Here is a 12440-nt window from a genome sequence, read left to right as displayed (position 1 = left end):
GGAAGGAAGGTGTCCCAGTGGCGACCCGGATCCCCGGAGCGCCACTGGCTGTGACGTTGTGCCCTGGCTTAGAGGGCCGTCAGCAGATCATGCATTTCCTTGATCTCGGATTCCTGGGCCGAGACGATGGACTTCGCCAGCGCGACTGCGTCAGCATTCCTGCCTTCGGTCACCTCAGTCTTCGCCATCTCCACTGCCCCTTCGTGATGGTTGACCATTTGCGAAAGATACAGCTTCGCGGCCTCCGCGCCCTGCGCCGCGTCGAGCTTACTCATCTCGTCATCACTCATCGTGCCGGTCATTGCAGACATTCCCGACATGGCTGCCGGTTCGTTCCAGGCCGCAAGCCATCCGGTCATCTTCTCAATTTCGGGGGCCTGGGCTGCCTTGATTTTGGTTGCCAGGGCACTGGCCCGCGGGTCGATGTCCTGCTTGGCCAGCAGCATATTGCTCATATCCACGGCCTGAACGTGGTGCGGAGCCATCATCCGGGCGAAGGTGGCGTCGGCAGAGTTGTACTCGGCGCCGCCTAACGTCGCGGACGTTGCCGCGCTCGTGCCGGTAGGGCCCGCGGAGCTGCCGCCGTGATCCATGCCGGGCATACTGCCGCTGTCGGTGCCGGCGGAGCAGCCCGCGAGAGCGATGGCCGCGGCAAGCGCAGTGGACGAAATGGTCAGAAACTTCTTCATTGGTAAAGTCCTTCACTAAAAGCTGGAGTCTCACTCGATAGCCGGCGCACTGTATCAGTGCGCGTCAATGAAGGCCGGCCGCTAAGCGGCGGCCACGTCATCGGTTTACGTTCGGCTAACGGAGAGCTGGCGTAGTGAGGGCCCATCGGGGATCCGCTCGACCGCGGTTCGTGCCGGCGTTCGCCCGGACACAATATCCCCATACCGGTGGGTAACCGTCTGCGGCGCCGGGACAATGACGCCCGCCGGACCGAAGGTGGGCACACAGGCATCATCCATGGCCATCGAACCGGGGCAGCCAGATGAACAGCTGCAGATGTCAGGAGCTTGTTCACCCGGCGCGTTCGGAATGGAGACCACGGTTTCCTGCGGAGCCGCACCTACATACGTGACGGCCTTAGCGGTCGCTGTGGGGGTGGTCATGGCTGCTGGTGCCATTGACTCAGGAGGCGCTCCGCCGATCACGTGCATACCCAGGATTCCCCCGGTGATACCCAACACAACGATGAGCAAGCGTCCCCAGCGCAGCATGGAACGGATGCCGGGCAGTGTCAGTGTGCTGCTCATAAATCCTTCCTCATTCGCTGGGATGCCGGCCATCTTACCGGCTGCTCTTGGTCATAATACCCGGGTGGGGTATCAGCAATCAAGGCTACAGCAGTAATGAGGCCTTTGCGTGCAACAATCTACGTATCGATGCAGATAAACGGATATGCGGTCGGGAACCGGACAGCCAGTACGTGGAACTGGCTGTCGAGGTGTTCGCAATGCTCGCCGACGCAACACGGGTACGGATTGTTCTCGCGTTGCGGGATGGTGAAATGCACGTCAATCAGTTGGCCGTGGTGGTTGGAAAATCTCCGGCAGCCGTGTCCCAACACCTGGCGAAAATGCGCTTGGGACGCCTTGTTACCACCAGACAGGACGGCACCCGGGTGTTCTACCGCTTGGAGAACGAGCACGCCCGCCAACTCGTCACCGACGCCATCTTCCAAGCAGAGCATTCCCTTGGGGGAGTCCCCCGTCACCATCACGTCGAAGGCATGGACGCGTTATGAGCGCTCACCCCACTGGCCACCATGTGCATCCTGACCAGCACGGGCACAGCCACGAAGGCTCCCACGGACATGGGCACGAACACAGCCATTCGCATGAGCATCCCACCGGGATCAAGGGGTTTTTCTATGGATTGTTCGTTCCGCACAGCCACGACGCCGCAGATTCTATCGATGATGCACTGGAAGCCAGTGAGCAGGGCGTCCGCGCGGTAAAGATCAGTCTGTTCATGCTCCTCGGTACCACCATCCTGCAATTCATAGTGGTCCTGTTCAGCGGCTCCGTGGCGCTGCTGGCCGACACCATCCATAATTTCTCCGACGCCCTGACGGCGGTCCCGTTGTGGATCGCCTTCATCCTGGCTCGCCGGGCCGCGACCCGCCGCTACACCTACGGATTTGGCCGTGCCGAGGACCTGGCCGGACTGTTCATCGTCGCCGTCGTCGCACTCTCGGCCATCATCGCCGGCTGGCAGTCCATCGACAGGCTGATCCACCCACAAGTCTTGACTAACCTGGGATGGGTTGCGGCGGCGGGTGTGGTTGGTTTCGCCGGCAACGAGGCGGTTGCCATCTACCGCATCCGGATCGGACAGAAGATCGGCTCGGCGGCCCTGGTGGCGGACGGCGTGCATGCCAGAATCGATGGCTTCACTTCGCTCGCTGTTGTCGCAGGCGTCGTCGGCGTCTGGCTTGGGTTTCCGCTGGCAGACCCGATCGTCGGATTGCTGATTGCAGCGGCGATTGTCGTCTTGCTTTGGGGAACGGTGCGAAGCATCGGCCGGCGCCTGATGGACGGAATTGAACCGGAGCTGCTGGACCGGGCGGAGTCGGCTCTGGCCAGCACCCCCGGCGTGCAATCGGTCCCGGCCCTGCAGTTACGGTGGATCGGACACCGGCTGCAGGGCAACGCCAGCATTGAGGTCAGCGACAGGACGATCTCGGCCGCGGAGGAAATAGTCACTGAGGCCCGGCACAGACTCAGTCATGCATTGCCCAATCTGGACCGGATGTTCATCCAAACGGTCAGCACACCGCTTGATCATCACCTCGACCCTCACACGAAAGTTTCGCAGACATGGACTACGCCGGCTTCTCCGGGCTCCGGGTCCGCTGACAGTCCGCCACGCGCCAGCTGGGGATAAGCTGACAGTGGACTCACAAGGTACGCCCAGCTGATTCCCAGCAACTAGTCGGAGACTGGAAGAGTGAAAAAGACCGGACCAGAAGCGAAGCTCCTCGTTGTTGACGATGAGCCAAATATCCGTGAATTGCTGTCAACGTCGCTGCGCTTCGCAGGTTTTGAGGTGATCGCCGCGGGAAACGGCCGTGAGGCACTCGCGGCCGCCGAGGAACACAATCCGGACCTTGCGGTGCTGGATGTGATGCTGCCGGACATGGACGGCTTCACCGTCACGCGACGACTGCGCGCTGCCGGCCGGCACTTCCCTGTCCTTTTTCTTACCGCTCGGGACGATACCGAGGATAAGGTCACCGGCCTGACCGTGGGCGGGGACGACTACGTCACGAAGCCTTTCAGTCTCGACGAGGTGGTGGCACGAATCCGCGCGGTGCTGCGGCGCACCCAGCCGATGGAGGACGACGATGCCGTAATCCGGGTGGATGATCTGGAGCTCGACGACGACGCACACGAGGTCCGCCGCGGAGGACGTTCGATCGAACTCTCCCCTACCGAATTCAAGCTGTTGCGCTACCTGATGCTGAACCCCAATCGTGTCCTCTCCAAGGCCCAGATCCTCGACCATGTCTGGGAATACGATTTCAATGGTGATGCGTCCATTGTGGAGTCCTACATCTCTTACCTGCGGCGCAAGGTCGATACCGATCCTGACTCTCCCGCGCTGATTCAGACCAAGCGCGGCGTGGGTTACGTGCTGCGGACGGCCGAAAAGCGCTAGCGGTTCGTTCTGTGATCCGTACTTGGAAGAACGCCTCGCTGCGTACGCAGCTGGTGGCGATCATCAGCGCCCTGCTGGTGGTGTCGCTGCTGGCGCTCGGGGGTGCCACATATATTCTGCTCCGCTCCTTCCTGCAGGAACAGATGGACAATCAGCTAAAAACCTTCCAGAGCTCAATTGCCCAAGCCGGTGTTAGCCCCTCCGATGCCAATGGAAGCTCACCGTTCGGATTCGAGTATTACGTTCAGTTCTCCTACCCGGACGGTACGGTCTATGTCCAGAACAGGCAGGAGAAAGACGACCCGGTGCTGGCCCACTATACGCTGCCGGAGGCTAACCATCTGGCGGACCGGCCATTCACGGTCCCAGGCGCGGACGGAGCCGATCCCTGGCGTGTCATCATCGTTTCTCCGGCAAATATCAGGGGGCAGAGTGGATCCGGACCTTCCACCAACTTTGCCGGCTACGTCGTCGTCGGGCTTCCCTACACGGATCTGAATAACACTATGGAACGGCTGGCTACGGTGATCGCCGGCGTGGCGCTGCTGGCAGTGGCGCTGGGAATCGTGATTGCCCGCTGGACAGTGACGAGGTCTTTCCTGCCGCTCTCGCGCGTGGAAAAGACCGCGGCCGCTATCGCCGCAGGGGACTTGTCCCGCCGGGTGGAGATCGAGAATCCTGCCACCGAAGTGGGTCGCCTATCGGGTTCGCTGAACGCAATGCTGGCGCACATCGAATCCGCGTTCGCCGCCCGGACGGCTTCGGAACGGCGGATGCGCCGGTTCGTTGCGGATGCCTCGCATGAGTTGCGCACGCCGCTGGTGACTATCCGCGGCTTCTCTGAGCTCTACCGCCAGGGTGCCCTGCAGAGCTCCGAGAACGTGATGACCGCGATGGGCCGGATCGAGAGCGAAGCCAAACGGATGGGCGAGCTGGTGGAGGACCTGCTGATGCTGGCCCGCATCGACGAGCAGCGTCCGCTGCAGCGCAAGCCGGTGGATCTGCTGTTGTTCGGGCACGACGCCGTAATCGATGCGCGCGCTGCGGCTCCCGACCGGGAAATTAAGGTCGTAGGGCTCGACGGCGGTCCGGGCACCAGCGCGCCCGCCAGCGGGGACGAAGCAAAACTGCGCCAAGTGGTGGCCAATCTGATGGGCAACTGTCTGCGGTACACCCCCGAGGGCAGCCCGGTGGAAATCGCCGTTGGAGTGACCGAAGCGGACGGCGGGAGGCGCTCGGTGCTGCAGGTGCGCGACCACGGACCTGGCATCTCGGAGGAAGAAGCACCCCGGATCTTTGAACGCTTTTACCGCGCTGATTCTTCACGCAACCGGGACACCGGAGGCAGTGGACTTGGCCTGGCTATAGTGACCGCCCTCATCGCCGCACACGACGGAACGGTCCAAGTGGAACCAACTCCTGACGGCGGCGCCACCCTGGTGGTCTCCCTTCCGTTCCAGCCTCCCGACGACTCCGACGAAAACGACAAACTGGCGTCAGACAATCAGATTCAGGCAACTCAGATTCAGGAAACCCAGATACAGGCAAACAATGCTGGCTCTTCCTCCACCGGTGCCTGAGACAAAGAGCTATTCACACTATCGCTGCCGCCTCTGGTAACGGAAAGCCCCGGCGCTTAGCCTCGAAGTGTCAGGTTGACGACCAAGCTTCAGGAGGAACCCCAAATGGCCGAATTTCATGTCAACAGCGACGATCTGGCGCTGAAAAGCCAGGCCGTTAGAGGCTCCATTGACCAGATCCGATCTGAGGTGGATGCCATGCAACGCAACCTAATGGACCTGCAATCGAGCTGGACCGGAGCCGCAGCCAGTAATTTCCAGTTGCTGCTCACGGATTGGCGGAGCACTCAGCTCCGGGTTGAAGCCTCGCTGGAGAGCATCAACCACGCCCTCGCCATGGCTGCAACTCAATATGCCGAGGCGGAAGACGCCAACACCAGGCTGTTTTCGGGTCGCTAACCTGCCCTTTACCTCGGCGATCGACCAAGGCCGCCTGCAGCCGCTTGGAGATTCGCTACCAAGGATCACCGGGCTTTCTATGCCTCGGGGGTGCCTTGATGGAAGCGAAGCCGCCACCGGCCGCCAGTCTGCCGCCACAGGGAGCTACGCAGCGCCGAGCCCTGCCGGCCGGTGGTCCGGTACGTCAGCAGAGCGGTGGCATCATCGAGCAGATCCAGGTTAAGCACATCCATCTCCGGGTTGGGTTCAATGTCAACCCCGATGGTGCCGAGCATCGCATCGCGGTTCCACATTCGACCCGACACGCCGAACTCTTCAAAATCAGGATGAAGAAGTACGGCGACGCGGCTGGCATCTCTACGGATATCCGGTCGCATTAGCTCCTGTTCCAGGGTCACAATATGATCCCGGACGGAGGTTGTCAGCGGGACAAAATCGTCCTCCAACGCACTCTCCTGCAAGGCAGAATCCTGCAATAAATCGTCATCGCGCATGAGCGAGAACAGATCGGGCTCCTCAACCGAATATGCAACCGTCCGGGCCGACGCCGCGGCCTCATTGACATCCGCCATGTTGTTGACGGCCATGACTGCGTCCTTGGCACCGTCGGCGGCTGGCGCGACGACGCCGGGATAGCCCGGTCCCGCCGGAACCGGCTTCTGTGATTGAAAGGCGATTGCCACGGCCCGCGCACGAACATCTGCAGCTTCATTCAGCTCATGCCCGGCATGGCCCTTCACCCATTCAAAGCTGTAGTCGCGACCAACGACTGCGGCGTCGATGTCTTTAAGCAGATCCACGTTCAATACCGGCTTGCCATCGGCTTTGCGCCACCCTTTACGCTTCCACCCTGCCATCCACTTGGTGATGCAGTTGATGACATACTGGCTGTCGCAAAGAATGCGCAGATGCTCATCCCGAACATGAACCGTGGACCGGAAGAGGTCAAGTACGGCCATCAACTCGCCTTGATTGTTGGTGCCGTGCGGCCACCCGCCGGCACGCCAGCAGGAATCGTCCACGTACCAGGCCCATCCGGCCGGTCCAGGATTTCCAAGGGCGGAACCGTCAGCGGCAGCAACAATTGTCATGCGTCCATACTTTCATTCCCCGGCACCCCCGCCGGACCATCTGCGCGCATCGATTGCGCCGCAGGTGTCGCCTTGCGCCCTCTAACCTGCACCTACTCCCCACTCGGCGCAATCCCGCACACTTAAACGCGCAAAGGCGCCCTTGCCGGAAGCGGGGATGGATTCCGAGCTCTTTTTTCGGAATCCTACTGCCCGCGTGGCAGGAGCGCCTTTGCGCGTCAAGGTGACGCTTGGGTGAGGCCGGAGTGGCTAGAAGCCGCCCATTCCGCCCATGCCACCCATGTCATCCCCGCCACCGGCGGCCGGAGCCGACTTCTGCGGCTTGTCAGCCACAACAGCTTCGGTGGTCAGGAACAGACCGGCGATGGAAGCCGCGTTCTGCAGAGCAGAGCGGGTCACCTTTACCGGGTCGTTGATGCCGGCCAGCAGCAGGTCCTCGTAGACGCCGGTTGCAGCGTTGAGGCCGTGACCGATGGGCAGGCCGCGGACCTTCTCGACAACGACGCCGGGCTCCATGCCCGCATTGAACGCGATCTGCTTCAGCGGTGCGTCGATGGCAACGCGGACGATGTTCGCACCTGTTGCCTCGTCCCCTGAGAGGTTGAGGTTGGCAAATGCCTTGACCCCGGCCTGGATCAGGGCCACGCCACCGCCGGGGACGATGCCTTCTTCGACAGCCGCCTTGGCGTTACGCACTGCATCCTCGATGCGGTGCTTGCGCTCCTTGAGCTCGACCTCGGTTGCGGCTCCGGCCTTGATGACTGCAACGCCGCCAGCCAGCTTGGCCAGGCGCTCCTGCAGCTTCTCGCGGTCGTAGTCAGAATCCGAGTTTTCGATCTCGGCACGGATCTGTGCAACCCGGCCCGCAATGGCATCGGCGTCGCCGGCACCCTCGACGATGGTGGTCTCGTCCTTGGTGACGACGACCTTGCGTGCGCTACCGAGCAGTTCGAGGGTGGTGTTCTCCAGTTTGAGACCGACCTCTTCGGCGATGACCTGTCCGCCGGTCAGGATGGCGATGTCCGCCAGCTGAGCCTTGCGACGGTCGCCGAAGCCCGGAGCCTTGACGGCAACGGACTTGAAAGTTCCGCGGATCTTGTTCACGATCAACGTGGCCAAGGCCTCGCCCTCAATGTCCTCTGCGATGATCAGCAGCGGCTTGGAGGACTGCATGACTTTCTCCAGAACGGCAACGAGATCCTTCACGTTGGTGATCTTGGAGTTGGCGATCAGGATGTACGGGTCCTCGAGGACAGTTTCCTGGCGTTCTGCATCGGTGACGAAGTACGCGGAGATGTAGCCCTTGTCAAAGCGCATCCCCTCGGTGAGCTCCAGCTCCAGCCCAAACGTGTTGGACTCCTCGACGGTGATGACGCCTTCCTTGCCGACCTTATCGAGCGCCTCAGCGATTAGGGCGCCGATTTCGGGGTCCCCGGCGGAGATGGACGCGGTAGCGGCGATCTGTTCCTTGGTCTCGATTTCCTTGGCAGAGGAGAGCAACTCGGCGATAACGGCTTCGACAGCCTTCTCGATTCCGCGCTTGAGGCTCAGCGGGTCGGCTCCGGCCGCTACGTTCCGCAGGCCTTCCTTGACCAATGCCTGTGCAAGAACGGTAGCCGTCGTCGTACCGTCGCCGGCCACGTCGTCCGTCTTCTTGGCAACTTCCTTGACCAGCTCTGCGCCGATCTTTTCGTAAGGGTCGTCCAGTTCGATCTCCTTGGCGATGGAAACACCATCGTTGGTGATCGTCGGAGCGCCCCACTTCTTTTCGAGCACGACGTTGCGGCCGCGCGGGCCGAGGGTGACCTTGACGGCGTCGGCGAGGATGTTTAATCCGCGCTCCAGACCGCGGCGTGCCTCTTCATCGAATGCAATGATCTTGGCCATGTAGGCTTCAGTCCTTTCGGGACAGTCATTTTTGGACTCAGACCCAGGCTGTGGTGCCCGCGACGGACGAGCCGTGGACCAGGCGATCTCTTTACGCCGGCCGGTAGGCTCTCACCACACTGGTTCATGCTTCACTCGCTCCGGCGCTTCCCGTTTTTAGCAGTCAGCACCGGAGAGTGCTAACTCAATAATTAGCACTCGCCCGCGGAGAGTGCAAGCGCATAAGTGCTCTTGCGCTCGGGGCGAACCCGGTAAGCGGACGGCAACGGCGCACTGCGCGTCAACCACTGGTCGTGGTGCCCCGGATGGCATAGCGTTGGGGATGGCAAGTACTCCCACTCGCAGCGGTGCAGATTCCTAGCCGCAGCATCCATCCATCCATCCAAGGACCGGTTATGAGCGACAACCCGCAGCACGGCATCCCCGCCGAGTCCAACGAGCCCGCGAAGAACCGGCCCTCGGAAAATAATCCCGGATATCAGTCACCCGATTCTCCCTATCCGGCCGACTTTCCCTACCCGGATGCATCCACTTACTCCGAAGCGCAGCCATACCCGCAGCAGCAGTATCTCCAGCAGCCTTATGGGCAGCAGCCCTCCGGTCAACAGTCTTATGGGCAACAGCCTTACCCCGAGCAATACGGCCAGCCCGGCTACGGCCAACCGGTCTACGGCCAGCCCGGCTACGTTGAGCAGAAGTCCAAGGTAGCGGCCGGTCTGCTCGGCATCTTCCTGGGCTCGCTGGGGATTCACAATTTCTATCTTGGCTTTACCGGAAAAGCGATTGCGCAATTGCTGATCACCGTGCTGTCCCTGGGTTTCCTCTCTTGGGCCAGCGCGATCTGGGGGATCATTGAGGGGATTTTAATCCTGACCGCTTCGGAAGGATTTCGCCGCGATGCCAGGGGCGTCCCGCTGCGGGACTGATAACGTTTCGGCTAATGATTCCCCAGTTTCCGGACCCGCCGGCTTTGGACCCGCAATTGAACGATCCTGGCGCCCCCTGCCAGAGCAACCAGGATCCCGCCGCCCACTGCAGCAATGAAGAGCGCTATGCCCAGCGCCAATGATCCTTCCATTCCGAGGAACCTGACCAGGACCTGATCCTGGTTCTGAATGAAGAAGATGATCAGCAGGACCAGCACGACCAGTGAGACCGCCACAGCGACCCATACAGCCGCCGCCCGGGTCCTGCTGTTCGCGCCGGGCGGTGGCGCGGCTGTCCGCTTCCGACCAACCGGGGAGTCCGGCGAATTAGCACCCGTGCTTCCCGATCCGCCGTCCTGCCCAAGTCCCGGTTTCGCCGGGACCGACGACCGCTTCCGATCAACCGGCTCACTGCCGGGCCTGCCCGGCTCCCTACCGGGATTAACCGACTCTCTGCCGGGATTGCCTGCCTGCGGTTCGCGTGGTTCGGTGCTCATGGTCCGATCCTCCTGTCTATTAATGCGCGAGCCCCTGTGGACTGCTGGTCTCCCAGCCGCGTTCGCGCCGACTATTCCTAGCTCTCATCCTAGAACGGAACCGGGCCCCGTCGGCCTTGCTAGCGGCACATGCCGACAATAGGCTTGCTAGTGATCAGCACACTTGCTTAGTGTGGCTGCAGCGGGTGAGGGAGTGCGGGATGCGGATAGCAGTCATCGGGGCCACCGGAAATGCCGGAACGGCGTTATTGCGGCGCCTGCACCGGGCTGACGGAGTCGATTCCATCCTTGGCATTGCCCGGCACCTGCCCGATCCGGGCAGCGGGCCGTACCTCGGAGTCCAGTGGCACTCCTTGGACATCGGCTCCGCCAGCGCAGCGCCCCAGCTGTCCGGCATCCTGGACGGAACCGACGTCGTCGTCAATCTGGCGTGGGCCATCCAGCCGAACCATGACGAGGCGGACATGTTCGCCACCAACGTCACTGGACTGGAGAACGTCCTCCTGGCAGCCGTGAGTGCCGGCGTTCAGCACATCGTTTACGCGTCCTCCGTCGGCGCCTACAGCCCGGGTTCGAAGATCCGCCGTACCGACGAGACATGGCCCACAGGCGGCATCCATACCTCCCATTACAGCCGCCACAAGGCAGCAGCGGAACGCTTACTGGACGCGTTCGAGGCCGAGCAGCCCGGCGTAATGGTGAGCCGTCTGCGTCCTTCGCTGATCTTTCAGCGCGACGCCGGCAGCGAAATAGGCAGGCTTTTCCTTGGCCCCTTTGTACCCAAATATGCCGGTTACAAAATTACGACGCCGTTGCTGCCGCTGCCTCGGGAGCTCACCTTCCAGGCCGTGCACGCCGAGGATGTGGCGGATGCGTATTGGCGGGTGATCGAGCAGCGGGCTCCCGGCGCCTTCAACGTGGCAGGTGAGCCGATAATTACCCCGGAGCTGCTGGGTTGGATCCTCGGATCCAGGCGGATCATTACGCTGCCGCTGGCCGTGCTTCGGGCCCTGGCCGCCGTAACCTGGCGGCTGAGGCTGCAGCGCTCGGACCCGGGATGGATTGACATGGCAGCGCAGTCGCCGGTAATGTCCACCGATAAAATCAGGGCGCTCGGCTGGGAGCCGCGGATCAGCTCCGTTGACGCGATGGTGGAGGTAATCCAGGGCATGGGGTACGGCGATGGGCTGCAGGGCTCGCCGAAGCTGCTGCCCCGGCCGAAGGCTGCGTCGAGGTGATTTCCACCGAGCTTGCCCGGGCGCTGCAAGTTGCCGGTCTTCGGTGGGCGCCCGTGTCCGGAGATGCCTTTTGCATCGAGCGGTTGAGCCAGAGCCAGGATGTCCTTGAGGCCAACGAGATTTTTGTGGTCAGCGACATGACCATTGAGGCGCACGCCTACGCCACCGGGACCGTACTGGGCATGAACGGCACGACCGAATGGGCCCTGGATTCCGTTGCCCTGGAAGAGTCGCTGTGGCTCCCCCGGGAGGACCAGTTGCGCGATTTGCTGGCCGGAACGTTCCGGGCTCTCCGCCGCCAAAGCGGACCGCCGGCCCTGTTCACGGTGGAGATTCACCGCTCGGACGGCAGCAGGCATTACACGGACCCTGATCCGGCCCAGGCGTATGGTAAGGCCCTCCTGGCGCTTATCACAGGCGGGACAACAGAACCAGCTACGGAGGCATCATGAGTGGGCATGGCGGGAAGAAGTTCGGCGTCCTCTTCGACGTGGACGGCACCCTGATCGATTCCAGCTACCTGCATACTGTGGCGTGGTGGCAGGCCTTCCGCCGGCAGGGCATCGACGTGCAGATGGCGTCCATTCACCGCGCCGTCGGCATGGGCGGGGATAAAATCATTGCCCACCTCTTGGGACCGGATCGGACGGTGGAGGATGACGCCGCGCTGGAAGCCGCGCACGGCGCCATCTTCTCCACCCATTGGCCGGCCCTGCGGGCCTTCCCCGGAGCCAAAGAGCTACTGGTTCAATGCGCGGATGCCCAGCTCGCCGTCGTTCTCGCCTCCTCGGCTCAGGAGGATGAGCTCGCGGTCCTGAAGTCAGCACTGGATGCGGACGCCAGCATTGACGCTGCGACCAGTTCCGGCGACGCCGAGCACAGCAAGCCCGCACCGGATATCCTCTCCGCCGCACTGCGTGCAGGGCAGCTGGAAGCGGCGAACGTGGTCTATGTCGGGGACTCTGTCTGGGACGTCCAAGCCTGCGCTAAGCTATCCATCCCCTGCATAGGGCTGACCTGCGGTGGCACCAGTGAAGCCGAGCTGCGGGATGCCGGAGCCGTCGCGGTGTACCAGAATCCGGCGTCGTTACTGCAGGAGCTGGCGAACAGTCCGATCGGGAACCTGGCCGCCCGCTAGGGGCACCGACGGCAAGGCCAG

At 62.3% G+C, this 12440-nt stretch carries 14 protein-coding genes; 9 read left to right on the top strand and 5 right to left on the bottom strand.

The window, feature by feature from the left end:
- Positions 1-68: 68 nt before the first annotated feature.
- Together IV500_RS13585 and IV500_RS13580 are read right to left on the bottom strand one after the other, a co-directional pair.
- Positions 69-689, bottom strand: coding sequence for a DUF305 domain-containing protein (locus tag IV500_RS13585; RefSeq protein WP_196397352.1), 621 nt, complete (start codon positions 687-689; stop codon positions 69-71).
- A 105-nt stretch (positions 690-794) separates the two neighbouring features.
- Positions 795-1256, bottom strand: a complete 462-nt coding sequence (locus IV500_RS13580) for a DUF6153 family protein (protein WP_196397351.1) — start codon at positions 1254-1256, stop codon at positions 795-797.
- 125 nt (positions 1257-1381) lie between these two features.
- Between IV500_RS13580 and IV500_RS13575 the strand changes: the two genes are divergently transcribed.
- The 5 genes from IV500_RS13575 to IV500_RS13555 all read left to right on the top strand — a co-directional run bounded on the left by IV500_RS13575 (position 1382) and on the right by IV500_RS13555 (position 5642).
- Positions 1382-1747 (top strand): ArsR/SmtB family transcription factor, encoded by a 366-nt coding sequence (locus tag IV500_RS13575; RefSeq protein WP_312875932.1) that lies wholly within the window; start codon positions 1382-1384, stop codon positions 1745-1747.
- Entirely contained in the window at positions 1744-2889 is a 1146-nt protein-coding gene (locus tag IV500_RS13570) for a cation diffusion facilitator family transporter (RefSeq protein ID WP_196397350.1), read from the top strand. The genes IV500_RS13575 and IV500_RS13570 overlap by 4 nt, the downstream gene beginning before the upstream one ends.
- A gap of 63 nt (positions 2890-2952) precedes the next feature.
- On the top strand, positions 2953-3663 hold the full coding sequence (locus IV500_RS13565; protein WP_196397349.1) for a response regulator transcription factor: 711 nt from the start codon (positions 2953-2955) through the stop codon (positions 3661-3663).
- Positions 3664-3674: 11 nt separating this feature from the next.
- On the top strand, positions 3675-5243 hold the full coding sequence (locus tag IV500_RS13560; RefSeq protein ID WP_196397348.1) for a sensor histidine kinase: 1569 nt from the start codon (positions 3675-3677) through the stop codon (positions 5241-5243).
- Positions 5244-5348: 105 nt separating this feature from the next.
- Positions 5349-5642 (top strand): WXG100 family type VII secretion target, encoded by a 294-nt coding sequence (locus IV500_RS13555; RefSeq protein WP_196397347.1) that lies wholly within the window; start codon positions 5349-5351, stop codon positions 5640-5642.
- Positions 5643-5719: 77 nt separating this feature from the next.
- Here the strand turns inward: IV500_RS13555 and IV500_RS13550 are convergent, their stop codons facing one another.
- Positions 5720-6733 (bottom strand): ribonuclease HI family protein, encoded by a 1014-nt coding sequence (locus IV500_RS13550; protein WP_196397346.1) that lies wholly within the window; start codon positions 6731-6733, stop codon positions 5720-5722.
- Positions 6734-6982: 249 nt separating this feature from the next.
- Positions 6983-8620, bottom strand: a complete 1638-nt coding sequence (gene groL / locus IV500_RS13545; protein WP_196397345.1) for a chaperonin GroEL — start codon at positions 8618-8620, stop codon at positions 6983-6985.
- A 395-nt stretch (positions 8621-9015) separates the two neighbouring features.
- Between groL and IV500_RS13540 the strand changes: the two genes are divergently transcribed.
- A complete protein-coding gene (locus tag IV500_RS13540) occupies positions 9016-9546 on the top strand; it encodes a TM2 domain-containing protein (RefSeq protein WP_196397344.1) in 531 nt (176 codons plus the stop codon).
- A gap of 11 nt (positions 9547-9557) precedes the next feature.
- Here IV500_RS13540 and IV500_RS13535 read toward each other — a convergent pair whose 3' ends face one another.
- Positions 9558-10043, bottom strand: coding sequence for a LapA family protein (locus IV500_RS13535; RefSeq protein WP_196397343.1), 486 nt, complete (start codon positions 10041-10043; stop codon positions 9558-9560).
- 200 nt (positions 10044-10243) lie between these two features.
- On the opposite strand from IV500_RS13535, the gene IV500_RS13530 reads away from it, so the two are divergent.
- The 3 genes from IV500_RS13530 to IV500_RS13520 are packed head-to-tail and all read left to right on the top strand — an operon-like array spanning position 10244 to position 12419.
- Positions 10244-11281 carry an NAD-dependent epimerase/dehydratase family protein gene (locus IV500_RS13530; protein ID WP_196397342.1) on the top strand — a complete coding sequence of 346 codons (1038 nt, stop codon included), beginning with the start codon at positions 10244-10246 and terminating at the stop codon, positions 11279-11281.
- Positions 11278-11733 (top strand): pilus assembly protein CpaE, encoded by a 456-nt coding sequence (locus IV500_RS13525; RefSeq protein ID WP_196397341.1) that lies wholly within the window; start codon positions 11278-11280, stop codon positions 11731-11733. Before IV500_RS13530 ends, IV500_RS13525 begins: the two co-directional genes overlap by 4 nt.
- The gene (locus IV500_RS13520) at positions 11730-12419 is read left to right on the top strand and encodes an HAD family hydrolase (RefSeq protein ID WP_196397340.1); all 690 of its coding nucleotides are present in this window, start codon (positions 11730-11732) and stop codon (positions 12417-12419) included. Before IV500_RS13525 ends, IV500_RS13520 begins: the two co-directional genes overlap by 4 nt.
- Positions 12420-12440: the final 21 nt, after the last annotated feature.

The organism is Arthrobacter terrae, assembly GCF_015708085.1.
In the GTDB taxonomy this organism is placed as follows: domain Bacteria; phylum Actinomycetota; class Actinomycetes; order Actinomycetales; family Micrococcaceae; genus Arthrobacter_M; species Arthrobacter_M terrae.
Note: the sequence above shows the minus strand (reverse complement) of the source record. Positions and strands in the feature narration are given on the sequence as shown.

Excerpts from the sequence above, each read along its gene's own strand:
- IV500_RS13580 (WP_196397351.1), bottom strand. The coding sequence starts at position 1,256 with ATGAGCAGCACACTGACACTGCCCGGCATCCGTTCCATGCTGCGCTGG.
- IV500_RS13570 (WP_196397350.1), top strand. The coding sequence starts at position 1,744 with ATGAGCGCTCACCCCACTGGCCACCATGTGCATCCTGACCAGCACGGG.
- IV500_RS13530 (WP_196397342.1), top strand. The coding sequence starts at position 10,244 with ATGCGGATAGCAGTCATCGGGGCCACCGGAAATGCCGGAACGGCGTTA.
- IV500_RS13555 (WP_196397347.1), top strand. The coding sequence starts at position 5,349 with ATGGCCGAATTTCATGTCAACAGCGACGATCTGGCGCTGAAAAGCCAG.
- IV500_RS13535 (WP_196397343.1), bottom strand. The coding sequence starts at position 10,043 with ATGAGCACCGAACCACGCGAACCGCAGGCAGGCAATCCCGGCAGAGAG.
- IV500_RS13520 (WP_196397340.1), top strand. The coding sequence starts at position 11,730 with ATGAGTGGGCATGGCGGGAAGAAGTTCGGCGTCCTCTTCGACGTGGAC.
- IV500_RS13540 (WP_196397344.1), top strand. The coding sequence starts at position 9,016 with ATGAGCGACAACCCGCAGCACGGCATCCCCGCCGAGTCCAACGAGCCC.
- IV500_RS13550 (WP_196397346.1), bottom strand. The coding sequence starts at position 6,733 with ATGACAATTGTTGCTGCCGCTGACGGTTCCGCCCTTGGAAATCCTGGA.
- IV500_RS13585 (WP_196397352.1), bottom strand. The coding sequence starts at position 689 with ATGAAGAAGTTTCTGACCATTTCGTCCACTGCGCTTGCCGCGGCCATC.
- groL (WP_196397345.1), bottom strand. The coding sequence starts at position 8,620 with ATGGCCAAGATCATTGCATTCGATGAAGAGGCACGCCGCGGTCTGGAG.